Origin of the sequence: Mycobacterium sp., from assembly GCF_052143115.1 — a bacterium.
In the GTDB taxonomy this organism is placed as follows: domain Bacteria; phylum Actinomycetota; class Actinomycetes; order Mycobacteriales; family Mycobacteriaceae; genus Mycobacterium.
In genome coordinates, this window is the sequence record NZ_JBKQTQ010000250.1 from 1 (window position 1) to 21,847 (window position 21,847).

Here is a 21,847-nt window from a genome sequence, read left to right on the forward strand (position 1 = left end):
CACCCCGAACGGACACGCCACAAACCGCGACCCCGTCAACCCCGCCCGGCCCAGATACCCAACGCCGACACCGGCACCGGCCACATACAACTCCCCCACCACCCCCACCGGCACCCACCGCAACCACTCGTCGAGGACGAACAGCGCCGAAGTCGAGACCGGTGCACCGATCGGCACCACGTCGATTCCAACCGACAGCGGTGCGCTCAGCGACGAATACACCGTGGCCTCGGTAGGGCCGTAAGCGTTGATCACCACCCGGCCCGGCGCCCACCGATCCACCACCTCGACCGGGCAGGCCTCTCCACCAAGCAACAACGCCACCGACTCCAATCCCTGCGAGCTGAGTGCGGTTACCGCCGAGGGGGTTTGGGTCAGCACATTGACCTGTTCTGTGACCAGCAAGGCGTGGAAGTCGTCCGGTGAACTGACCACCGACTCGGGCACCACCACCAGGCGTCCACCATGCAACAGCGCGCCCCAGATCTCCCACACCGAAAAGTCGAACGCATAGGAGTGACACTGCGTCCACACCTGCGCCGCCGGCAGGTGCGTCGGCGATGACTCCGCCAAATGGGTCACGTTGTGGTGGCTGATGGCCACCCCCTTGGGCCTACCGGTGGTGCCCGAGGTGTAGATCAGGTAGGCAATGTCATCGGGGGCCGGCGCCGGCAATGCCGAACTGGGTTGGGTGTCGACAGCAGGGTCGTCGATATCGATCACCCGCAGGTCGCGCTCGTGCAGCCGCCCGCACAACTCGGTGGTGGTGATCGCGGCCATCGGCGCGGCATCATCGAGCAGGAACCCGATCCGCGCGTCGGGCAGTGCGGGGTCAATCGCCAGGTAAGCCGCTCCGGTCTTCAGCACCGCCAGCATGGCGACGACAGCCTGAGCCGAGCGCTCCAACAGCAATGCCACGCACGCACCCGGGCGGATACCCTGGCCGGACAGCAAGTGCGCCAACCGATTTGCGGACTCATCCAGTTCCCGATACGTCAGGGACAGGGCCCCGAAGACGATCGCCACCGACTCCGGAATCCGGGTCACCTGCGCAGCAAACATCGCCGGTACCGACATCGGCGCAGGCGCGGGCTGGGTCATCGCCACCCGATTACCCCACCCATCCAGCCGAGCGTGCTCGGCCTCACCGAGCACATCGATCGACGACAACCGCCGGGTCGGGTCCGCGGTCATTGCCGCCACCACCCGCTCCACCCGCTCGGCTAAATCGAAGACATCACAATTGGAAAACAATTGCCCAGCACCCTGCGTGCTGAGAAAAAGCTGATCACCGTCCTTAAAAAACACCAGCCCAAACTGATCCACGAGCCCAGAATGGGTCAGGGTCGCCGATACCGGAGCACCAGCAAAATCACCCATATGTGTAGTCGGAATTAAATTAACAACTACCCGATTCGACGCCTGCCTGGAGTCGCGGAAACGCGCCTTGTTCTCAAGAACGTGTACCGGAAACCGCTGATGCTGCAGCGCTTCTCGCATTCGCGCGTCGACATGTTCACAAAAACCAGCAACCGCAGACCCGGGCCAAGCCTTGAACACCACCGGTACAACCCCGGAAATCATTCCGGGGACCGTCTGTGCCTCCGGACGCACACGCCGGCTCACCGGAAAATCGAGCGCCAACTCCGGACCCTTGACGCCCCACCCACGCACGAGGAGCGCGCAGGCCGCAGTAATCAACGACGAGCTACGCACCCCCAACGCCCGCGACAACTCGTGAATCCCGGCAACGACGAAAGGGTCCAATTGAACCGGTGCGGAAGACTCATCCGGCTCACGCCCGCCCGCGGCGTGCGCCAACCGATAACCTTGTTCGCTTTCCGGCGGAAGGTTCCTCGCCCAATAGGCTTGATCATCGAGATAATCGGTGGACGCTTCATATTCTAACTCACAATCAACCAGATCACTCAGCGACCCAAAAAAAGCAGGAGGAATCGACGCACCAGAAGCAATTGCGGAATAGATGTCTGCGATCCGATGACAAACAACAGCGAGGCTGATTCCGTCTACGACCATATGATGGCAGCAAACGAACCAATAAAATTCATCAACCCGCGTCTGCAACAACGCAAATTTGAACAGCGGACCGCTAAACTGCATCTTTGTGCGTTGGATCGATGATGCTAGCCGATAGGCGTCCCGGACAGGATCCTGTGAGGAGGTGAGGTCGTAGCGAGCAAGCTCAACGTCGGGGTAGTCAACCGCCTTTTGGAAAACCTGGCCGTCCAGCTGGAAAAAGGCGGCTCTCAGTGGTTCGGCCTCGCGTACTACTTGACGGATCGCCGACTCAAACAAGCCAGGGTCGATCGGGCCCGCGATTCGCAGAAGCACACCCAGCTGCCACTTCGCGCCGAAGCGACCCGTTTCCTCCGCAAGCCAAATATCCAGCTGTGCCCGCGTCAGCGGAAGCGCCCGGTCATCAAGTTCAATAAGACTCTCCCTCCGGTTCAGTGATCGAAGTCACGGTCCTCTGCCAGCCTGTCGCGCAGACTCTTTGGCCGTATATCGCTCCAATTCCGTTCTATGTAGTCCAGACATGCAGCACGGTCCGCTTCGCCATACACCACCCGCCAGCCGGCCGGAACATCGGCGAAGGTCGGCCACAGGCTGTGTTGATCCTCGTCGTTGACCAAGACGGAAAAGCTGCCATCGGCGTCGTCGAACGGATTGATGCTCACCGCTTCTCTAGCCCGTCTGTCGACATGGGTGGAAAGTGTTCCAACACTAATGAAGGCCAACAGGGTCGATCCGGAGTTTCGACAAAGTTTCTGAACGTGACCTATGCAACTGCAAATAGGGGCGCATTTGCGCGGGTACAGCCTGTTGTTTGAGGAGCTGCCCCGGCGGCTGCTGTACCGAATAGCAGCCACCAGCACGAGGTTTCGCTCCTGCTGACGCGACTTCGCCGCAAAGGACGCAAACAACGCGTCATTCCTGTCCGCGCCAGCTAACCTGGTAGTGCCCCGCAATCCTGGCACAACTGGAGATGACATGACCAGCACCAAGGACGGGGACGCGCCCCAGGTGGCGGCGAGCTGGCACTGCGAGAGCCGTGCTAGGTCTACCGGTGGGCTTTCGGGGACTACCCTGCTTAGACATTCACGTACCGGTCCACGACGGTGGCCGGCCCTCGGTGAAGGCCCGGGGGCCCTCCTTGGCGTCGTTGCTGCGCTTGCGCAGTTCCTCGCACGGATAGGCCTCGTCGAAGGCGTCCGGCAGCGGCAGGTCCAGCGAGTGCCACATGGCTTGCTTCGCCGCGCGCACGGCCAGCGGTGCGCCGCGCAGCAGGTCGTCGACCCAGGCCTGCGTCGCGACGTCGAGGCGCTCGGGCGCGACCACCTCGTTGACCAAGCCGTAGCGCAGCGCGTCGTGCGCGGTCATGCGTCGGCCGGTGAGCAGGTAGCCGGCGGCCACCCGCGGGGGCAGCTGACGGCCCAGCCGGAACACCCCGCCGGCACCGGCTACCAGCCCCAGGCGCACCTCGGGCAATGCGAACTCCGCGTCGCTGGAGGCAACGATCAGGTCGCAGGCCAGCGCCAGCTCGAAGCCCCCACCCAACGCGTATCCGCGCACCTTGGCGACCAGAGGTTTGGTGATATCGAAACGGTCGGTGAGCCGCGGTGCACCCGGCTTGTCCCTGCTCCCGAACGACGACAACCCCGCGGCTCCGCGCGCGTCGCGATCCGCGAGTTCTTTGAGGTCCTGTCCGACGCTGAATGCGCGATCACCCGAACCGGTCAGGACGCCGACCCAGACGTCCGGATCGGACTCGAAGTCCTCCCAGACCCGGGCGAGCTCTTCATGCATGCGCACATTCATGGCGTTGAGCACCTCGGGGCGCCGCATGGTGATCGTGGCTACCCGATCACGCTTGTCATATCCGACAAACTCGAACTCACTCAAGGCAGCAGCCATGTCGCCAGACTAGGCCGGGCCGTGGTGGCCCGACCATTGCCGCGCCTCGGTAAGGAAGCCTGATGCAGGCGCGCCTCTGCGCGGTCGGGACCAGCGTCCCGCCGTTCCGCTACACCCAAGACGAACTGATCGACCAGCTCGCCATCGAGGACGACAAGATCCGCTCGCTGTTCAAGAACAGCTCGATCGTCTCCCGGCACTTGGTGCTGCCTCTGCGCGACGCCGACGGCCGACCCGGGCCCGAAAGCCAGGGGCAACTTCTTGAGAAGCATCGCGAGTGGGGCATCAAGATGGCCGCCGAGGCCATGGACAAGTGCCTGGCGAATGTGGGCCGCACTCCTGTCGACGTCGACTACCTGTGCTGTGTGACCACCACCGGTTACCTGACCCCTGGGATGTCCGCGCGGCTGATGAAGCACCGGGACATGCGGCCGGACTGCGCACGGCTCGACGTGGTCGGCATGGGCTGCAACGGCGGACTCAACGGATTGACGCCGGTCTGTGCCTGGGCCGAGACTCACCCCGGCAGGCTAGCCGTGCTGATTTGCGTCGAGACATGTTCGGCCGCTTACGTTTTCGACGGCACAATGCGGACCGCCGTCGTCAACTCATTGTTCGGCGACGGCGCCGCCGCGCTGGCGATCAGCACCGATCCGCATTTAGCCGAGTCGCCGCACCCACTGGTGCTCAAGACCAGCAGCCACATCATCCTGGAAGCGCTGGAGGCCATGCGCTACGACTGGGACAACAGCTACGGCCTGTTCAGTTTCTACCTCGACCCACAGATCCCCTACCTGATCGGCGCCAACGCCGAGACCGCACTGAGCCGCCTGTTGGCCGGCACGGGGCTGGACAACGCCGATATCGAGCACTGGTTGGTGCACTCCGGAGGTAAAAAGGTCATCGACGCGCTGCGGGTCAACCTGGGGTTGAGCCGCCACGACGTCCGCCACACCGTGAGCGTGCTTCGCGACTACGGCAACCTCTCTAGCGGGTCGTTCCTGTTCTCCCTTGAGCGACTGAACCGAGAGAACGTCGTCCAACCGGGGGACCGCGGAGTGATTACCACAATGGGCCCCGGTTCGACCATCGAAATGGCCCTCATCCAGTGGGCATGAGGACGCAATGATCGAGCCGTCCGAGGAGCGCACAAACTCCTTCGCTCTGCCGGCGGGCGACCTCGCCAGCCGCACGCAGGTGGTGGGCGACTTCGTCCGATCCCAGGCGAGCGGCCTGGCAATCATCGACCTGCGCGAGTCCGGGACGGAGCACCTGTCGCCCGGCGACGGCATCACCGATGTCAAAGGCTGGGAACGCGCCCTGCACCTGATCGAGCGCTCGCTGGCGACCACGGTGGCCCTGTTCGGACAACGGGTCGGTGGATGCGCGCTCGAGGTCGGGCTGGCCTGCGACTTCCGTATCGCTGCCCCGGGCTCCGAAGTGATCTGGCACAACAACGGCGCGGTCTGGCCCGGCACCGCGCTATTCCGCCTTGTCCACCTGGTCGGGCCCGCCCAGACCATTCGGCTGGCACTGCTCGGTGAACCGGTGCACGCCCATGCGGCGCTTGTCAGCGGCCTGGTCGACGTCATTACCGACGACCCCGAGGCCGAGGTGGAGAAACTCCGGGCGGCGGTGGCGGGGCTGGATGATCTTCGAGTCGTCCGCCAGCTGGTCGCGGAGGCCACCCACACCAGCTACGACGAAGCCCTGGGAACCCATCTCGCGGCGTGTGAGCGCTATCTGCGGCGGCGCGGGGTGGAGGTCGACTAGATGACCGACAGTGCTCCCGCCGCGGACATCGCCTCGCCGGGCGTCGCGGCCCGACGCAGCCGGCCCAGTCCGTGGCACCGGCCGTCGACAGATGCGGAGCTGCGCGTCGCCGCGGCCTGGTTTGACGAGCACATTGTGGACGTCTACCAAGCCTTGACGGCCACCTACTGCGGTAACCGCAGGCTCGGTGACCTGGTGCGCGCCGCCGGTGACCAGCTGCCCGACCTGCTGCCTGATCGGGTGACCAGGAAGCACGATGAGGAGCTCGCCCCGAGCGAACGGCTCCGCCTGGAGCGCGACCAAAGCCGGTTCCTGCGAGCTCTGCTGCGCAACCCGGCCACCGCTATCCCGGCGCTCGCTGACATGCGCACGCCACTGCCCGAGTCCGCCGCCCACGCCGCGCAGTTCCAGGCCTCCGGTGAGCTCGTCCTGGAGACCGTCACGCTGCGACGCGCGGCCAACTTTGTCGAGCTGACGTTGGCCAATACCAGGACGCTGAACGCGGAGACGAACCAGTTCGTGCACGATCTGGAGGTAGCCGTCGACGTGGTGACCATGGACCCCACCACCTCGGTTGGAGTGATCCGGGGCGCTCCGATGGAGCACGCGTCGTACGCCGGCAAGCGAGTATTCTGCGCCGGGATCAACCTCAAGCACCTCGCTGCCGGCAAGATCTCATACCTGGATTTTTTGATCGGTCGCGAGGCGGGCCTGTTGTCGAAGCTGGCCCGTGGGGTGCATGACCTCGAGACCGGCCACGACGTCGCCCGGCTGTGGATCTGCGTCATCGATTCCTTCGCCATCGGCGGCGGCATGCAGCTCACCCTGGTGGTCGACCACGTGATCGCCGTCGATGACGCCTGGCTGAGCTTGCCCGCCGCGAGCGAGGGCATCGTTCCCGGCGTAGCCAACCTTCGCCTGCCCGGCCGTGTCGGTGTGCCGCTCGCCCGTGAGTTAATCCTGCGTGGGCGTCGTCTGACCGGCGCCGAGGCGATGCAGGCCGGGCTGGTCGACGCCGTGGTCTGCGGAGCAGACGTCGACGCGACCGTGGAATCGGTGGCCGCGGCGCTGTCGGAGCCGGCGGTGGCGCCCAACAAGCTAATGCTCGCCCACGGCATCGAGCCCGAGGATGAGTTCGCGACGTACCTCGCCGACTTCGCCGTCGTCCAGGCCGAGCGCATGCACGCTCGCGACGTGCTTCGCAAGCTGTCGAGTGCTCCATGACGGTCGCGTCGACCGAAGCCCAGATTTTCGGCGCGATCGGATTCCTCAACGAGGTGATGGCCCGCTACCCGCAAGCCATCTCCTTCGCCCCGGGGGCACCCGTGCTGGACGGCATCACCCGCGAGCGCCTCATCGCGGCTGTCGACGATGTTGCCGGCCGCTCCAGCAGCGGGGCGCCAGGGTGGGACGCCCTGTTCCAGTACGGCCCCAGCCAGGGGATCGTCAACGCTGATCTCGCCCGGGTGCTCGCCGCCACCGCCGGCTTCGCTGTCGGCGAATCCGATATCACCATCACCGTCGGCGCACAGGAGGGGTTCATCCTCGTCCTTCGCGCACTGGAACTCCATCGCTCCGGAACCCTGGGCATCGTTGCCCCAGCCTTCGCCGGGATCCGCGGTGCGGCCATCTTCCTGGGCACGCGGACTGCGGACGTTCTCGAGGGCGCCGAGGGCGTCACCACCGCCGACCTCGAGGCCGCGTGTGCCCGAGCGGAGGCCGTTGACGAGCCGCTGCGCGCCTTGTACGTCGCACCCGACTTCGCCAACCCTTCCGGCACCGTGATTCCTCGGCAGGCTCGGCTGGAACTGTTGCGCGCCGCCCGGGAGCGCCACGTGCTATTGATCGAAGACACCACCTACGGCTTCACCGATCCTGGGATCCCGCCAAGCCTGAAGGCTCTGGACAAACATGGGGTGGTGATCCAGGTCGGCACCTTCTCCAAGGTGTGCTGCCCCGGCGTCCGGGTGGGCTATGTGGTCGCCAATCAGCCGTGGCACGGGTCAACCCTGGCGGCCTGGCTGGCCACCCTGAAGAACACCACCACGGTCAACACCTCGCCACTCAACCAGGCCATGGTCGCGGGCTTGCTGCTGTCAGATCCGGCTGCCCTCGCCGACCGCGAGCGCGTGCTGGCACAGGCATACCGAGAGAAGCGGGATTTGCTCTTGGCCGCATTGGACGACGAGTTCCCCGACGCCACTGAACTCGGACTTGGCTGGAACCGGCCCCGGGGCGGATTCTTCGTCGTGATGCAGACCCACCGGGAACAGGATCATGCCGCGCTCGAACGGTGCGCCGAACGCCATGGCGTGCTATGGACCCCGATGCGTGACTTCTACGCCGGCCATCACGGTGACCAGCAGTTGAGGCTGTCGTGTAGCCGCGTGCCGATCGACCAGATCAGGGAGGGGGTTCGCCGTCTAGGCGGCTTCCTACGCGAAAAACCGCAAGAGACGGAGGCCTGGTGAGCACCGATACCACTAACCTGGTCCGACCGGCCGGACGCGACCGCGAGGAGGCGTTCGACCGCTTCTCGCTGATCGTGAACGGCCCGGCGTAGTTTAATGCCATCGTGACAGCGATGGCAGTACACCTTGACGGCAGAGTCGATGATCGCGTACCCCTCTGACGGGGTCGTCAAGGTGTATTGCGTGCGCATCGCGGACACCGCGTCGGTGGCCGTGCTGCCGCGGCTCCCGTCGAAACCAACGGCCGAAGCCAATTGGCCAACGCCCAGCCGACAGCCGACGGACCAGGGATAATGACCGATGCCCCTGACGTCGCCCACGCGCACGACAACTGAGGGCCAGGATCTGCGATGAAATTTGTGCTGGCAAGCGATGGAAGTCGCGGTGATGTCGAGCCGTGCGTCGCTGTCGGCCGTGAGCTGCTGCGCCGGGGACACGAAGTGCGCGTGGCGGTCCCGCCCAACCTGGTTGGCTTCGTCGAGTCGGCTGGGCTTAAGGCGGTCGCTTACGGGCTGGATACCCAGATACTGATGGAAGCGCGGCGCAACTTGGCGTGTTCAACCCACAGCCCCTGGAGGCTCCGGGGTCGGATCAGGTTGTGGCGCGAATCTTGGGAGTTCCGTAACCAATGCTGGCGGGGGATCAGCACGACACTGACGTCGCTGGCGGACAAGGCCGACCTGGTCTTCACCGGCCGGGTGTTCGAGGACGCCGCCGCCAACGTCGCGGAGTATTACGACATTCCTTTGGCCACACTGCACTACTTCCCGGTGCGGCCCAACGGCCAGCTCCGGCCATTCCTGCCGGCGCCGTTGACCCGCTCTGCAATGACGATGAAAGGCTGGCTGGCTTGGCGCCTGGCGAAGAAACTCGAGGACGCGCAGCGTCGTGAACTGGGGCTACCGAAGGCAACAGGCCCATCGCCGCGACGGATCACAGAGCGCGGATCGCTCGAGATTCAGGCCTACGACGAGGTTTGCTTCCCCGGGCTGGCAGCCGAATGGGCGAAATGGAATGGCCAACGGCCCTTTGTCGGCACGCTGACGATGGAGTTGACGACGGATGCCGATGACGAGGTCGCCTCGTGGATTGCCACGGGAACACCGCCGATTTACTTCGGCTTTGGCAGCATGCCGGTCGAATCTCCGGCCGACACGCTCACCATGATCAGCGCGGCCTGCGCGCAGATAGGCGAGCGGGCGTTGGTTTGCGCCGGCTGGAGTGACTTCAGCCGCGTCCCACATTTCGAGCATGTCAAGGTTGTGGGTGCGGTGAACCACGCGGCGATCTTTCCCGCCTGCCGCACGGTCGTCCACCACGGTGGCGCGGGCACCACGGCCGCAGGCCTGCGCGCCGGAGTCCCCACCCTGATCCTCTGGTGGGCGGGCGATCAGCCGTACTGGGCAGCTGCGGTCAAACGACTGAAAGTGGGCACCGCCCGGCGCTTTTCGACCAGTACCCGGGAATCCCTGGTCGCGGACCTGCGCCGGATCCTCGCCCCGCAATACGTCGCCCGGGCCCGCGAGATCGCCACCCGGATGACTAAACCCGCCGAAAGCGTTGCGGCCACCGCCGATCTCGTGGAAGATTTCGCCCGCCTGCGGCGCGTTGGCTGATCGGCGACGGCGGGCAGTCGGGATGGTCGGCGCCGGTCAATGGCGAACGAGTCGCGCACGCATGAAACGAGACACGCACGTATGAGCAGAAGTGAATCAACGTATGACGCCATCGTCGTCGGCTCCGGAGCCTCCGGCTCGTGGGCTGCCAAGGAGTTGACGGAAGGCGGTCTGAAGGTTGTTCTGCTCGAGGCCGGCAGGAACCTGGACATCGTCCATGACTTTCCTGCCGACGCAGAGGTGGGCGCGAACGGGATTGTGGGGCGCGTCAAATCGGCGATTCAGGGCCAGCACGTTCAGGCGCGGTGCTCACCCTTCTCCGAGACCACCAAGCAGTTTTACGTTAACGACAGAGAGAATCCATACACGATGGCGCGGGGAAAAACGTTCCTCTGGTTCAGGGGCCGACAACTCGGCGGCCGCCTCCACACGTGGTCTAGACATGCACCCCGCATGTCGAATTACGAACTCAAAGCCGCCAGCGTCCGTGGAGACGGCGTCGATTGGCCGCTGTCGTACGAAGACCTGGCGCCGTACTACGACATCGTCGAGCGGACGCTCGGCGTCTACGGGAGACCCGCAGGCATTCCAAACTGTCCGGACGGAGAGTTCATCGGACCCGCGAAAACGACAAAGATCGAAGAAGCGTTCCTTACCAATGTCGAGAAACGACTTCCGAACGTCCGCGTGACGTACGCGAGGAACGTCAAGTACGACAACAACAGGGTTCCGCTTCCTATGCGACTCGCTCTGGCAACGGGCCACCTCGAGATCCGAACAGACGCCATCGTGAGCCGACTGCTGATCGATGCGCAGTCGGGGAAGGCGACCGGAGTTGAATACATCGAGCGATTGACAAAGAATACGCGGACAGTTCAGGGAAAGGTCGTCGTCCTCTGCGCGTCGGCGATCGAGAGCGTGCGGATCCTTCTGAATTCGAAATGCGCGAAGCATCCGTCAGGTGTCGGCGGATCGTTGGGCCATCTCGGTCGCTATCTGTGCGACCACGTTGCGTACGTGCAGACCGGCAAGGTGTCTGAAGGGGACGTCGAGCCCGCTCCCAACGAAGATGGGTTCGACTTTGCGGTAGCGGGCCTCTACATTCCGAGCTTCTGCGAAAAGGAATCGAAGAACTTTCCTGGCGGCTACGGCATTCAGGTCTCGATTGGCCGCGGCAGGCCGATGTGGAGCCTAGGCGCATTTGGCGAAATGCAGCCCCGATACGAAAATCACGTGTCCCTCGATCCGACCGTCAAGGACGCATGGGGGATCCCCGTAGCCAGAATCGACTGCAGCCATTCTCACGATGAAGTCAATATGGTTGCCCACATGAAGCGGAAGCTTCCAGAAATTGCCGCCGCCGGCGGCCTGCAGGTCGACAAGAACCTCGATTTTGGTCGCCGGAGTACCCCCTTCCGACTGCTTCGATCCTTGGTCCTGGCAAACTACGGTGCCTTGTGGCCTGGGGGAGCCATTCACGAGACCGGCGGCGCGCGCATGGGCGACAAACCAGACAACTCGGTGCTGAACCCGTACTGTCAGTGCTGGGATGCTGACAACGTGTTCGTGACCGACGGCGCATGCTTTGTCTCCCCCGGATTCCAGAATCCCGCGCTCACGATGATGGCCCTCACGGTTCGAGCGTGTCGGTTCATCGTTCGTGAGTATGCGAAGTGCGTGAACTAAATGGACTACAGGAAGGTTACCGGGATTGATAAGCCAGTCTCCCGAATCGTCTTCGGCACCGATCGATTGCGGGGCCGGCGATTACCGTGGCTGCCCAATCAAAGCCTTGAGCAACAGGCCTTCTCGCTTTTGGATCGGTCATTCGAACTCGGATGCAACGCATTCGACACGGCGCGCATCTATGGGGACAGCGAACGGACGCTGGGGGCCTGGATTCGGGAACGCCGGAACCGCGACAAGGTTGTGGTCATCAGTAAGGGATGTCATCCCAGCCGCTTAGGACATCCGCGGCTTTCTCCGTCCGCCGTGTCGCACGACCTCCACGCATCCCTCAAGGCGCTCGGCACTGATTTCATTGACATGTATCTGCTTCACTACGACGACCCCACTGCGCGAGTCGAACCGCTCATGGAACAGCTCAACCGTCATATCGACGAGGGTAAGATCAGCGCGATAGGGGCGTCGAACCGATCCCACGAGCGAATTGCTAGCGCCAACACGTTTGCCGCCAACAACGGTTTGAAACCATTTAGCGCGTCGAGCGTTCAATTCAGCCTTGCCGACTGGACGCGATCTCCGTGGCCTGGGTCTGTCACACTGGGAGGGGACGGCCAGCGCGCCGCAAGAGAATGGTATTCGACGCACGGGGTGTCGGTGTTCGCGTATTCCAGCCTCGCCCGCGGATTCTTTTCAAACCACTATGATCCGAAGAATCCAGACGCGAACCGCGTGAGCCGGTGGTGCGCAACCTACTTCGGCACCGAAACGAACATCCAAAGGCTGGAGCGCGCAAGGATGTTCGCGCGCCGGCATCACGTCACTGTCGCACAGGTTGCGCTCGCCTACGTTCTGCGCCACCCGCTCCATGCTTTTGCCGTAGTCGGTTGCACGACGTTTGATAAGTTCGCGCAGAACGTAGCCGCACTGTCTCTGAGGCTGGATGAAGCCACGCTCCACTGGCTCGCTACAGGTCAGGCCTCGCAATGAAGACCTCCGAACAAGGCTACGGTACGAATGTTAGATTACCTCATTAAAGTTCCCCGGCTTTTCCAAGGAATCGCGCTCGGAGTAACCGTCTACTTGGCGCGGTTTCCACTGATTCGAAGGATCGTTTCCCTCACTGAGACACACTCTTTAGGAAAAGTTCTGGAGCAAACAACGACGCCCGGACCCAGAGGTGGAGCAATTGGCTACCTGTTCCGAAATCATGATCCCGGGCTATCCGCAAAAGACATCTATCGAGATGTTTTCTCTGCATCGCGGTTCGGACAGGGTTACCAAAGCCAAGTTGGCCAGGATATGTTTCTGAATCGGTGGTTCTTCAAGGACCGGGGGCCTGGCTTCTTTATTGATGCGGGCGCATTCGACGGAATTCTGGGCAGCAATACATCTTACTTCGAAAAGCGCCTGCAATGGAAAGGTGTTGCGTTCGAGCCCAATCCATCCGCATTTGACGTGCTGCGAGCTACTCGATCCTGCCGCGTGATCCAAGGGTGTGCTTACCATCAGGACGGTCCGATCCCCTTCCTTGCACTCTCAGAAAGAGAGCACCGCGAAAGCGGTAAACCACGTCCGCCTCGCAGCCTGCTACAAATGATGCTCGATTCGAGCCATGGGGGCGCCATGCTGAGCGGAATACCTGAACACATGGGCCAAGTTGACCGGGTGGAATGGGCAAGCAAGACCATGAAGCTCAACCAAAGCGTAGCGAGCGTGCCATGCCATCGTATCGATACCGTGCTTAACGATTGCGGTGTGAAAATAGTGGACTACCTGTCAATCGATGTCGAAGGTGCTGAGCTCGAAGTTCTGCGTGGTATTGACTTCGACAGGGTGCAGGTCAATGTCATAGGCGTTGAGCACAGTCCTAGGTTTTCTGAAGTTTATGATTTACTGACGACGTCAGGCTTCGAGTATCAGGGTCTACTTTTCTTTGACGAAATCTTTGTGCACGAACGCCCTCGTTACTCCTGGGATGTCTAGTGCCGGCCTGAGCGGGTTCGGACCGTGTTTTCGGCGGTGATTTCTACGGGTGCGATCGATGATGGCTTGGGTCATGGGGTCTGCCCAAGTTCCACGATGGCCGGTGGAAGGGCCTACGCGTTGACGATTGTGTGAAATGCGCCGCTGTGCAGCAATGAGCGGATTCGGTAGTGGCGCCTCTCTGTGTCAAATGGGCGCGGTGTTCAACTTGGTGGCGTCCATCCGCTGGTGTAAATGGTCACGGGCGTAGGTTCCTTCGAAACCTGCCAAAGCTACGAAGGAGGATCTACACCCGTGACCAACCGCGAGTATCGCCGATCGACCGTGTGCGCGCTGAGATTGACCAGCTGTTCGCCGCTACTGAGCGACCCCTGACCGAGATCTTGGAGGATGTCGGGCGTCTGTCCGTGCGTCTGCTGTTCCAGACGGCCGTGGAGGCCGAGGTGGAGTCGTTCTTGTGCCGGGCGCGCCACGAGCGGCGGGACGAGGACGGCCCGGCCGGGTATCGCAATGGCTACCAACCGCCGTCGACGGTGAAGACGACGATGGGCCCGGTCGAGCTGCAGCGCCCCAAGCTGCGGGACACCGACGAGCGGTTCTGCTCCCGCCTGTTCGGTGACGGTGTGACCCGCACCAACGCCCTCGAAGCGTTGGTGATCTCGGGTTGGGTGCGGGGCCTGTCGGACCGCGACATCGAGGCGGCCTTGGCCGAGGTGCTGGGCGCGCAGGCAGCCCTATCCCGCTCGACAGTGAGCCGGATTTGCTCGGCCATCAAGGATGAGTTTGCCGCCTGGTGCGCGCGGCGGCTGGATGACATCGTCCTGGATTACTTGTTCTTGGACGCGTCAAACTTCCGCATGCATCCCAACGCCCCGGCCGAGCCGGTGCTGGCCGCCTGGGGCATCACCACCGACGGCAAGCCGGTCTTCATCGGCCTGGCCCCCGCGGGATCGGAGTCCACCGACGCGTGGGCCGACTTCCTCGGCGAGCTCAAGGATCGGGGGCTACGCCCGCCGCTGCTGGGCATCTCTGACGGCGCCCCGGGCCTGATCTCGGCGTTGGAGACCACTTTCCGCCAGAGCCTGCGCCAGCGTTGTCTCATCCATCGCTGCCGCAACGCGATCGCCAAGGTGCCCAAATCGGCCGAGGCCGAGATCAAGGCGGCGTTCTGGTCGATCTTCGACAACATCGACCAGGCTCCCGGCGAACGGGCCGTCGCTGAGGCGACCCGCCGCGCCGGCGAGTTCGCCGCCCGCTACCGCAAGCTCTACCCCAAGGCGGTCGCCTGCCTAGAAGACGACTTCGCCTCGCTCACCGTGCACTTGCGCTTCCCACGCGAGCACTGGAAACGCATCCGGCACTCCAACTTCATTGAACGCACCTTCGGGGAATCCCGCCGTCGCGTCAAGGTCATCGGCCGGCTCCCCGGCGAGACCACCTGCCTGTCGCTGGTCTGGGCCGTGCTCGATCGGGCCAGCCGCGGTTGGCGCGGCCTCACCCAGACATCGGCGACCATCCGCCAGCTGCAAGACCTCCGCCACCAGCTCCTTGAACCACCCCGTCAACTCCGTCCCCGCACCACCAAGACAACCAAGACCAAGACCGTGAACGACGAGCACAGAGTGACCGGCATGCTTGAGTGTCACGATCGTGGACGTCAGTCCGTCATCGAGTACCCGCGCGCGTCCGGCCGGGCTTGTTGTGAGCGCTTGGGAGTCTAGGCCGAACGCAAGATCAGTCTTTCGGTACCAATGGTTCAGGTCCGAGATTACGACAATGCCCGGCGGCTGCTCACCCAGCCAGCGCATTACGCTCTCGTACCCCTGTCGACATGCGTTCTTCTTGCGGTTCGGCGACTGAATGAACACATCCTTAAACGGGCAGCTTGGAAGACTGATCACGCTCAGCGGCCTTCCGAGAAGGCCGCTGGCACCGATGGCTGCGTCACTGAAGTGCCAGGCGGTCGAGTCCCCGACGACGTAGATCGGCTTTCCCGCTGTGTTGGCGTTCCAGACGCCGTCGCGAGCCTTCCACTGTGCACCAAGCTCGCATGGATGGATAAGCTCCCCGGAAACGAGGTTGGTGACAGCCGAACACCCGAACCTCATCGCATGGGGTTTGAGAACCGCGTCTTGCATCGCCCGGATCCCTGGCGACCAGTAGCCTGATTGGCCACGAGGTGGATCGATGCAGAAACCAACAGAGGCACGAGCAGCGTGATCGAGACGATTCTCACCACCCGCCAGCCACCAAGTCCTTGAAGATTGCGAATCGGCTTCTCAAGCCAGCGGTAGGAAGCGAGCGCGGGAATGAACGACACACCGGCAGCGATCAGAAGCGCCGTCCGGCTGTCCGGCCAGAGCGCTCGGGCAAACACAATGAAGGGCCAGTGCCACAAGTAGATGGAGTACGACCAGTCGCCGATCCTGACCATTGGATCGACGGCAAGGGCGCGAGTCACGGGGTTCGTAGCACCGGTACCAGCGTGCTTATGCTTGTGTCGCTGTGGATTCGGTCGAACTTCGCAGAGCAGGGAACACTATGGGCGGCGGCCGAACGCCTTACGAAAGCCGGCGTCCCAGCCGCCGAGATTGATGAATCCTGTTGCAGCTGGCCGATGTATCACGGCGCCTTCGACGATTGGCTGGCTGCGGGAACACCAGGCTACAAGCTCTCGCTCGATCGGTTCGATCACAGAACCTTCGCCGGTTCATATTGGGAGTGGATAGCAACCCGTGGCGAGTCCGCCGCTTATCGCATCCGGCATGCGCCGATGTCGGAACCTGGCTGGCGGCTGATCGCGCGTGACACATACCGCGACTTCGCTTTTCAACAACGTGAGGTACTCACCTACCAGGCAGTCGAGGCGAGAAAGAGGTCCAAATCCCCTTAGCTCCACTACGTTTGAGCAGTTCAACAGTGCTTTCAAAGTCACGTCGAAGACCGCGTATACAGACGACGTAATATCAGGGGTTGTGACAAGCATCCACGCCCAGAAGCACTGCGGTGGCCGCGCAGAGCGCGGCCACCGCAGTGCTCGTCTCCATCTCGGGACGCGAGCCGCCGGGGTCGGGAGGTGGTCGAGCGTGTGGACGATTTCGCGGCTGTCGCGCTGGAGCGTCGCCTACTACGAGAAGACCGCCGATGCGGCCAAACAGGCCGCCGGCCGCGTGCATGCTGGCAATCGGTCGCTTGAATTGCCGGGCGTGGCCGACAGTGGATTTTCCGCACTGGCGGACCGAGCAAGCGGTACCGTGTCTCGATAATCAAGTGCTGGCCACCGGTGGCGACGGGAGGCTTGACCAATGGCTACGCCGGAAGCGACCAGCCGCCCGGTCACCGACTGCGAGGACGACGCACTGCGGCCGCCGCGCCGCCCAACGCGCGCGGTGCTGTTCCGCCTGCTGGCGGTTGCCGTCGCCGTCGTGGGCACCCTGGGGACAATCGAGGCCACCTTCCGCATCCACGGCGACCAACCTCTTGGCGACCAGTATCCCAAGTTTTATACCGCCCAGATGGCCGACGAGGTGCTCGGATGGTCGTACAAGCCGGGGGCCAGGGGCCAGTTCGTCGGGCCCTACCCATTGCCGGTCACGGTCCGTAGTGATTTCCGGATCAACTCCCTCGGCCTGCGTGGCCCTGAGCTGACGGCGGTCGTTCCCGGGGGGCTGCGGGTGCTGGTTCTGGGCGACTCGGTGGCCAGCGGGCTTGAGGTGGCGGACAACGAGACGTACTCCGCAGTGGGGGCCCAATTGCTCTCCACGCGCCTCGGCGTGCCGGTGCAAGTGATCAACGCAGGCGTAAGGGGTTATGGCACCGACCAGGAGTGGCTGCTCTATAGGGAGCGGCTGAAGCAGCTGCATTCCGATGTGGTGTTGGACCACACCACGGAGAACGACCCTTTCGACAACCTCGCGCTGCACGGGATGCGACAGAGATTCGGCAAACCGGCCTTCGTCTTGGGCGCCGACAACACGCTGCACCTGGTTGGGCAGCCGGTACCTGACTATCCCCCCTGCTCGGTGGATGTGGCGGTGGACGGTGTGGCCCGCCGGGTGGACGGCGCCTGGGACCGGTTGAAATGCGAGTTGGAGACGAGCCTGCTCAACCACTCCGCCTGCTTCAGCTACGTCTCCCAGCGCATGTGGATGCGGGATCCGTCGCTTGTGTGGACGCTGTCGGGCCCCGCACCAGCGCCGCGCGGCCCGGGGACGCCCGTGCCGTTGGAGTACGCCTTGCGCCTGACCTCGGTGCTGATCAGCCGGATGGCCGACGACGTGCGGCGCGACGGTGCCCGCTTCCTGCTCATGGGGAAAGACGTGGACCTGGAAAGGCTCGATGTGGCCGGCTTTGAGCGGGAGGGCATTCCGCTGGTCCGCATAGGTTCAGCCTTCGGACCGGACACCCTGGTACCCCGCGATCTGATGCACCCCAACGCCGCGGGGCACCGCCGGATCGGCGAGCTGCTCGCCGATCAGATCGAGCCCCTGTTGCGGGAGGTCTTGCAGGAGCGAAGAGACTCCCGATGACGTCCATCCTCGGCATCTCCGCCTATTACCACGACGCCGCCGCCGCGCTGGTGGTCGACGGCGACATCGTGGCCGCAGCCCAAGAGGAGCGGTTCAGCCGGCGCAAGCACGACCCCTCCTTCCCCAGCCGCGCGGTCGCCTACTGTCTTGAAGAGGCCGGAGTGGCGTCCGAGGACCTCGACTACGTGGTCTTCTACGACAAGCCGCTCCTCAAATTCGAGCGGCTGCTCGAGACGTATGTGTCATTTGCGCCTCGCGGCTATCGGTCGTTCGCCCAGGCAATGCCCGCCTGGTTAAGCGAGAAGCTGCACCTGCCGCGAGAGATCCGCCGCCAGCTCGGCGGAGGCTACACGCGACGCGTGTCGTTCCTCGAGCATCATGAGTCCCACGCAGCCAGCGCCTTCTTCCCGTCCCCGTTTGATGAAGCAGCCATCCTCACCTTCGACGGTGTCGGCGAGTGGGCGACGGCGACCATGGGCACCGGCCGGGGGAACCGAATGGAGTTGCACGCGGAGCTACGTTTCCCGCATTCGCTGGGGCTGCTGTATTCGGCCTTCACCTACTTCACCGGGTTCAAGGTGAACTCTGGCGAGTACAAGTTGATGGGGCTGGCTCCTTATGGCGAGCCGATCTACATCGAGACGATTCTCGACAAAATAGTCGACCTGCGCGACGACGGGTCGTTCCGGCTCGACCTGAGTTATTTCGACTACTGCACCAAGTTGCGGATGACGTCGAAGCGCTTTGATGAGCTGTTCGACGGTCCCCCTCGGGCACCCGAGTCGCCGATCACCCAGCGGGAGATGGATTTGGCGGCGTCGGTCCAGCGGGTCACGGAGGATATCGTCGTCCGGGCGGCCCGCCACCTTCAGGCCACGACGGGGATGACAAACCTGTGCATGGCCGGCGGGGTCGCCCTCAACTGCGTTGCCAACAGCCGCATCTTGCGCGACACGCCTTTCGAGCGCATCTGGGTCCAGCCCGCCGCGGGCGACGCCGGTGGCGCGGTCGGCGGCGCGCTATTCGTTTGGCACCAATTGCTGGGCAACGAACGGGCTCCGAGCGACCGAGACCGGCAGCGTGGGTCCTTCCTCGGGCCGCATTACAGCCGGGACGATATTCTCGTCACTCTGGCGGGCCATGGCGCGGCCTACCGCCTCGTCGACGACGAGGTTGAGTTGTGTGACCTGGTGGCCGGCCTTCTCGCCGAGGGGAATGTTGTCGGCTGGTTCCACGGTCGCATGGAATTTGGGCCACGCGCCCTCGGCGCTCGCAGCATCCTGGGTGATCCCCGAAGCCCTCGTATGCAGTCGGTGATGAACCAGAAGATCAAGTTCCGTGAGTCGTTTCGCCCCTTCGCGCCCGCGGTGCTGCTCGAGCACGTCGACGACTGGTTTGTCCGAGCAGCGGGCGAGGAAAGCCCATACATGCTCCTAGTCGCGCCGGTGGCCGCGGCGCGGCGCACGCGGGCGGCGGCCGACACGGCTCGGGGACTCGACCAGCTCGGCGTGGTCCGTTCGACCATCCCCGCAGTCACTCACGTCGACCTGTCGGCGCGGCTGCAGACCGTCGACGCCGAGCGCCACGGCCGCTTCCACCTGCTGCTTGAGCGGTTTCACCGCCGGACCGGCTGTCCCGTGCTGGTCAACACGTCGTTCAATGTGCGGGGCGAGCCGATTGTCTGCACCCCGGATGACGCCTTTCGATGCTTCATGGCGACCGGAATGGACACTCTCGTGCTTGAGGACGCGGTGTTGCTCAAAACCGAGCAGGTTGGCACCGCCCCCGTCGACGTGAAGCGTTACCTTCGCGAGTTCTCTCTGGACTGATGATGAGGATCGACCGGAACCCTGGTGGCCGCGAACTGGCGGTGTTTGCCGCCGTGCTCCCAGCCACCTTCGCGCTGCTGGGGCTCATCGTCGGCCATCGCCTCGGCTTCGCAGGCGCGCGCAACGGGCTGTGGGCGGCCGGCGCCGTATTAACCGGGGCCTACTTCGCGGTTCCCCGGCTGCGCCGGCCGCTATACGTCGGGATGTCGGCGGCCGCGTACCCGATCGGTTGGCTGCTCTCCCACGTCATTGTGCTGACCGTGTTCCTGTTCGTCGTCACCCCCATGGCGCTGCTACTGCGGGTGCGCGGACACGATCCGCTGCACCGTCGATTCGACCCGTCGGCCTCGTCCTACTGGGTGCCGCGCCGTCCTGCCGGCGACCCGCGCCGATACTTCCAGCAATTCTGAGGAGAAACCCGTGTCCGATTCCGACTTCGACCGCGCTGCCTCCGAACGCCCCACCACGTTCATCTGCGAATTCTGGCAGTTCGTCCGGCACAACAAGAAGTGGTGGCTCGCCCCGATCATCGCCACCCTGCTACTTGTTGGGGTCCTGATCTTCTTAGCCGGGTCGAGCGGCGCCGGACCTCTCATGTACACGTTGTTCTAAGTCGAAGTTGCGACGAGGAAAGTAGGCGAGCTCGTAGGTCGACCTCGGCGCCACCACATCCGGGTCATGGGCTCCTAGACCCGGGTCATCGCATAGTAGCCGATGCGCGATGATGGGGTCATACCCACCGCTGAACGGGCCGGCCGAGAACGGGTCATGCGAGGTCAGACCGCCTTTGACGGCAAGTGCAGCGCACGCCGCCACAGCGACGGAAAGCCCTGCCAGCGGCCCGCTGCTCGCGGAGCCACCGTCTGCCCCGTCCACGGCGGATCGGCCCCGCAAGTCAAGGCCGCAGCAAAACGCCGGTTGGACCAGGCCGCAGATGCCTTGGTGCAGAAGCTACTTAAGTTCGCCCTAGACGACGACGCCCCCGACAACATCGTCCTTGCCGCGATTCGCGATGCGTTGGACCGGGCCGGGCTGGTCGCTCCCCGCACGCTGGATGTTGCCCTCGGTCCCGCGCCGTGGATGGAAGTGTTCGACGGCATCGCCTCAGGCAGCCGCAGCCAGTCCAGAGCGGCGCGCGGTGTGCCCGACGAGGACAGCGCCGAGACTCCCGAGTGGGTGACGGCCGAGTTGGAAGCGGCGCAGCACACCACCGCTGCCCCCGAGGTCATCGACGCCGAGGTTGAGCCCGACCCGGACCCGGCACCGCGTCGGCGTTACCGCCCGCCGCCGATCACCGGCCTTGACGCCATCGCCGAGGCCGCACGCGCCCGCCAGGCGGTCCCCGAGCTGCCCCCGCCGCTGGCGTTACCCGCCGCACGTCGGCGGTGAGCCGAAAAGCCAAGCGCCACAAGGCAACACTCCTGGGCTTGTCGTCACGATAGGGCACGCGGTGGCCCCCGCAACGCGCTGACTGGCGAAGATGCGCGATAACCGGCAGGATGTGGGCCTGCCGGGCCGCTTCTCCGGGGCCGCGTCCGCAGCCGTTCGAGCCGGCCCGAGCGAAAATTTCGGCCAACGCCACGCCCCATTTATCGCGCCCGCGCATTGCGCGGGCGTCGGCGGCACCACCTTGAGCCTGGGCGACTCGTAGACTGCGGCTCCTCGGGTCTCGAGGAATGGGCGATGTTTACCTCGCCCAACACCCCCGGTTGCCCGCCGCGACGCGCTCAAGATATTGGCCAATGACGTACCTGCTGACGACGACTATCGCCAGCGGTTCATCAGAGAGGCGGACCTAGCGGTCCGCGCTATTTCATCCGAACATCGTGCGTGTCAACGACCGAGGCGAGTTCAACAGATAGCCGTGGATCTCGATGGACTTCGTCGACGGTTATTGCATTGCCGTTCAATGACCACTCAATCAATTGGGTGTCCGCCCCGGCGCCGATTTTAGCCACAGAGGTGCGACGTGGGCTGCCGCGTCGAGTTGGTGAGAATCTCTGCAACAGTGGACTTCCCGGCAC

Annotated in this window: 19 protein-coding genes and 3 pseudogenes; 17 read left to right on the forward strand and 5 right to left on the reverse strand. The window is 63.9% G+C overall.

The window, feature by feature from the left end; all coding sequences use genetic code 11:
* The 3 genes from ACLQI9_RS24470 to dpgD form a co-directional block, all read right to left on the reverse strand.
* On the reverse strand, positions 1–2,451 hold a 2,451-nt coding region (locus tag ACLQI9_RS24470; RefSeq protein WP_442392328.1), incomplete at its 3' end, for a non-ribosomal peptide synthetase.
* Between the two features lie 17 nt (positions 2,452–2,468).
* Positions 2,469–2,699, reverse strand: a complete 231-nt coding sequence (locus tag ACLQI9_RS24475) for an MbtH family protein (RefSeq protein WP_442382818.1) — start codon at positions 2,697–2,699, stop codon at positions 2,469–2,471.
* A gap of 421 nt (positions 2,700–3,120) precedes the next feature.
* Positions 3,121–3,936, reverse strand: coding sequence for an enoyl-CoA-hydratase DpgD (gene dpgD, locus ACLQI9_RS24480; RefSeq protein ID WP_442382819.1), 816 nt, complete (start codon positions 3,934–3,936; stop codon positions 3,121–3,123).
* A 62-nt stretch (positions 3,937–3,998) separates the two neighbouring features.
* Here dpgD and dpgA point away from each other — a divergent pair, with 62 nt between their 5' ends.
* The 9 genes and pseudogenes from dpgA to ACLQI9_RS24525 all read left to right on the forward strand — a co-directional run.
* Positions 3,999–5,054 carry a 3,5-dihydroxyphenylacetyl-CoA synthase DpgA gene (gene dpgA, locus ACLQI9_RS24485; protein ID WP_442382820.1) on the forward strand — a complete coding sequence of 352 codons (1,056 nt, stop codon included), beginning with the start codon at positions 3,999–4,001 and terminating at the stop codon, positions 5,052–5,054.
* A gap of 7 nt (positions 5,055–5,061) precedes the next feature.
* Entirely contained in the window at positions 5,062–5,709 is a 648-nt protein-coding gene (gene dpgB / locus ACLQI9_RS24490) for an enoyl-CoA-hydratase DpgB (RefSeq protein WP_442382821.1), read from the forward strand.
* Positions 5,710–6,933 (forward strand): enoyl-CoA hydratase/isomerase family protein, encoded by a 1,224-nt coding sequence (locus ACLQI9_RS24495; protein ID WP_442382822.1) that lies wholly within the window; start codon positions 5,710–5,712, stop codon positions 6,931–6,933. It begins immediately after the preceding gene.
* Positions 6,930–8,180, forward strand: coding sequence for an aminotransferase-like domain-containing protein (locus tag ACLQI9_RS24500; RefSeq protein ID WP_442382823.1), 1,251 nt, complete (start codon positions 6,930–6,932; stop codon positions 8,178–8,180). The genes ACLQI9_RS24495 and ACLQI9_RS24500 overlap by 4 nt, the downstream gene beginning before the upstream one ends.
* Positions 8,181–8,530: 350 nt before the next feature.
* Positions 8,531–9,796 carry a glycosyltransferase gene (locus ACLQI9_RS24505; RefSeq protein WP_442382824.1) on the forward strand — a complete coding sequence of 422 codons (1,266 nt, stop codon included), beginning with the start codon at positions 8,531–8,533 and terminating at the stop codon, positions 9,794–9,796.
* A gap of 81 nt (positions 9,797–9,877) precedes the next feature.
* Positions 9,878–11,482 (forward strand): GMC oxidoreductase, encoded by a 1,605-nt coding sequence (locus tag ACLQI9_RS24510; protein ID WP_442382825.1) that lies wholly within the window; start codon positions 9,878–9,880, stop codon positions 11,480–11,482.
* Entirely contained in the window at positions 11,483–12,469 is a 987-nt protein-coding gene (locus tag ACLQI9_RS24515; RefSeq protein ID WP_442382826.1) for an aldo/keto reductase, read from the forward strand.
* Positions 12,470–12,496: 27 nt separating this feature from the next.
* On the forward strand, positions 12,497–13,465 hold the full coding sequence (locus ACLQI9_RS24520; protein ID WP_442382827.1) for an FkbM family methyltransferase: 969 nt from the start codon (positions 12,497–12,499) through the stop codon (positions 13,463–13,465).
* 284 nt (positions 13,466–13,749) lie between these two features.
* Positions 13,750–15,063 (forward strand): annotated as a pseudogene (locus ACLQI9_RS24525) (IS256 family transposase); the annotation flags it as partial.
* 69 nt (positions 15,064–15,132) lie between these two features.
* On the opposite strand, the pseudogene ACLQI9_RS24530 reads toward ACLQI9_RS24525, so the two are convergent.
* Both ACLQI9_RS24530 and ACLQI9_RS24535 read right to left on the reverse strand, forming a co-directional pair.
* Positions 15,133–15,603: pseudogene (locus ACLQI9_RS24530) on the reverse strand (SGNH hydrolase domain-containing protein); the annotation flags it as partial.
* The gene (locus ACLQI9_RS24535) at positions 15,570–15,899 is read right to left on the reverse strand and encodes an acyltransferase family protein (RefSeq protein WP_442392321.1); all 330 of its coding nucleotides are present in this window, start codon (positions 15,897–15,899) and stop codon (positions 15,570–15,572) included. The pseudogene ACLQI9_RS24530 and the gene ACLQI9_RS24535, both read right to left, overlap by 34 nt.
* A 57-nt stretch (positions 15,900–15,956) precedes the next feature.
* On the opposite strand from ACLQI9_RS24535, the gene ACLQI9_RS24540 reads away from it, so the two are divergent.
* The 8 genes and pseudogenes from ACLQI9_RS24540 to ACLQI9_RS24575 form a co-directional block, all read left to right on the forward strand.
* Positions 15,957–16,358, forward strand: a complete 402-nt coding sequence (locus tag ACLQI9_RS24540) for a hypothetical protein (protein WP_442392322.1) — start codon at positions 15,957–15,959, stop codon at positions 16,356–16,358.
* Between the two features lie 193 nt (positions 16,359–16,551).
* Positions 16,552–16,731 (forward strand): hypothetical protein, encoded by a 180-nt coding sequence (locus tag ACLQI9_RS24545; RefSeq protein ID WP_442392323.1) that lies wholly within the window; start codon positions 16,552–16,554, stop codon positions 16,729–16,731.
* A 39-nt stretch (positions 16,732–16,770) separates the two neighbouring features.
* Positions 16,771–17,994: an SGNH/GDSL hydrolase family protein gene (locus ACLQI9_RS24550; protein ID WP_442382055.1), complete on the forward strand. Its 1,224-nt coding sequence runs from the start codon at positions 16,771–16,773 to the stop codon at positions 17,992–17,994.
* A complete protein-coding gene (locus ACLQI9_RS24555; protein WP_442382056.1) occupies positions 17,991–19,823 on the forward strand; it encodes a carbamoyltransferase family protein in 1,833 nt (610 codons plus the stop codon). Before ACLQI9_RS24550 ends, ACLQI9_RS24555 begins: the two co-directional genes overlap by 4 nt.
* A 2-nt stretch (positions 19,824–19,825) precedes the next feature.
* Positions 19,826–20,233 carry an SxtJ family membrane protein gene (locus ACLQI9_RS24560; protein ID WP_442382057.1) on the forward strand — a complete coding sequence of 136 codons (408 nt, stop codon included), beginning with the start codon at positions 19,826–19,828 and terminating at the stop codon, positions 20,231–20,233.
* A gap of 10 nt (positions 20,234–20,243) precedes the next feature.
* Complete coding sequence (locus tag ACLQI9_RS24565; protein WP_442382058.1) at positions 20,244–20,435, forward strand: DUF5989 family protein; 192 nt, start codon at positions 20,244–20,246, stop codon at positions 20,433–20,435.
* A 156-nt stretch (positions 20,436–20,591) separates the two neighbouring features.
* Positions 20,592–21,212, forward strand: a complete 621-nt coding sequence (locus ACLQI9_RS24570; RefSeq protein WP_442382059.1) for a hypothetical protein — start codon at positions 20,592–20,594, stop codon at positions 21,210–21,212.
* Positions 21,213–21,499: 287 nt separating this feature from the next.
* Positions 21,500–21,682 (forward strand): annotated as a pseudogene (locus tag ACLQI9_RS24575) (serine/threonine-protein kinase); the annotation flags it as partial.
* Positions 21,683–21,847 lie beyond the last annotated feature (165 nt).

Excerpts from the sequence above, each read along its gene's own strand:
- dpgA (WP_442382820.1), top strand. The coding sequence starts at position 3,999 with ATGCAGGCGCGCCTCTGCGCGGTCGGGACCAGCGTCCCGCCGTTCCGC.
- ACLQI9_RS24560 (WP_442382057.1), top strand. The coding sequence starts at position 19,826 with ATGAGGATCGACCGGAACCCTGGTGGCCGCGAACTGGCGGTGTTTGCC.
- dpgB (WP_442382821.1), top strand. The coding sequence starts at position 5,062 with ATGATCGAGCCGTCCGAGGAGCGCACAAACTCCTTCGCTCTGCCGGCG.
- dpgD (WP_442382819.1), bottom strand. The coding sequence starts at position 3,936 with ATGGCTGCTGCCTTGAGTGAGTTCGAGTTTGTCGGATATGACAAGCGT.
- ACLQI9_RS24555 (WP_442382056.1), top strand. The coding sequence starts at position 17,991 with ATGACGTCCATCCTCGGCATCTCCGCCTATTACCACGACGCCGCCGCC.
- ACLQI9_RS24505 (WP_442382824.1), top strand. The coding sequence starts at position 8,531 with ATGAAATTTGTGCTGGCAAGCGATGGAAGTCGCGGTGATGTCGAGCCG.
- ACLQI9_RS24500 (WP_442382823.1), top strand. The coding sequence starts at position 6,930 with ATGACGGTCGCGTCGACCGAAGCCCAGATTTTCGGCGCGATCGGATTC.
- ACLQI9_RS24515 (WP_442382826.1), top strand. The coding sequence starts at position 11,483 with ATGGACTACAGGAAGGTTACCGGGATTGATAAGCCAGTCTCCCGAATC.
- ACLQI9_RS24540 (WP_442392322.1), top strand. The coding sequence starts at position 15,957 with ATGCTTGTGTCGCTGTGGATTCGGTCGAACTTCGCAGAGCAGGGAACA.
- ACLQI9_RS24570 (WP_442382059.1), top strand. The coding sequence starts at position 20,592 with ATGCGAGGTCAGACCGCCTTTGACGGCAAGTGCAGCGCACGCCGCCAC.
- ACLQI9_RS24550 (WP_442382055.1), top strand. The coding sequence starts at position 16,771 with ATGGCTACGCCGGAAGCGACCAGCCGCCCGGTCACCGACTGCGAGGAC.
- ACLQI9_RS24510 (WP_442382825.1), top strand. The coding sequence starts at position 9,878 with ATGAGCAGAAGTGAATCAACGTATGACGCCATCGTCGTCGGCTCCGGA.
- ACLQI9_RS24520 (WP_442382827.1), top strand. The coding sequence starts at position 12,497 with ATGTTAGATTACCTCATTAAAGTTCCCCGGCTTTTCCAAGGAATCGCG.
- ACLQI9_RS24535 (WP_442392321.1), bottom strand. The coding sequence starts at position 15,899 with ATGGTCAGGATCGGCGACTGGTCGTACTCCATCTACTTGTGGCACTGG.
- ACLQI9_RS24495 (WP_442382822.1), top strand. The coding sequence starts at position 5,710 with ATGACCGACAGTGCTCCCGCCGCGGACATCGCCTCGCCGGGCGTCGCG.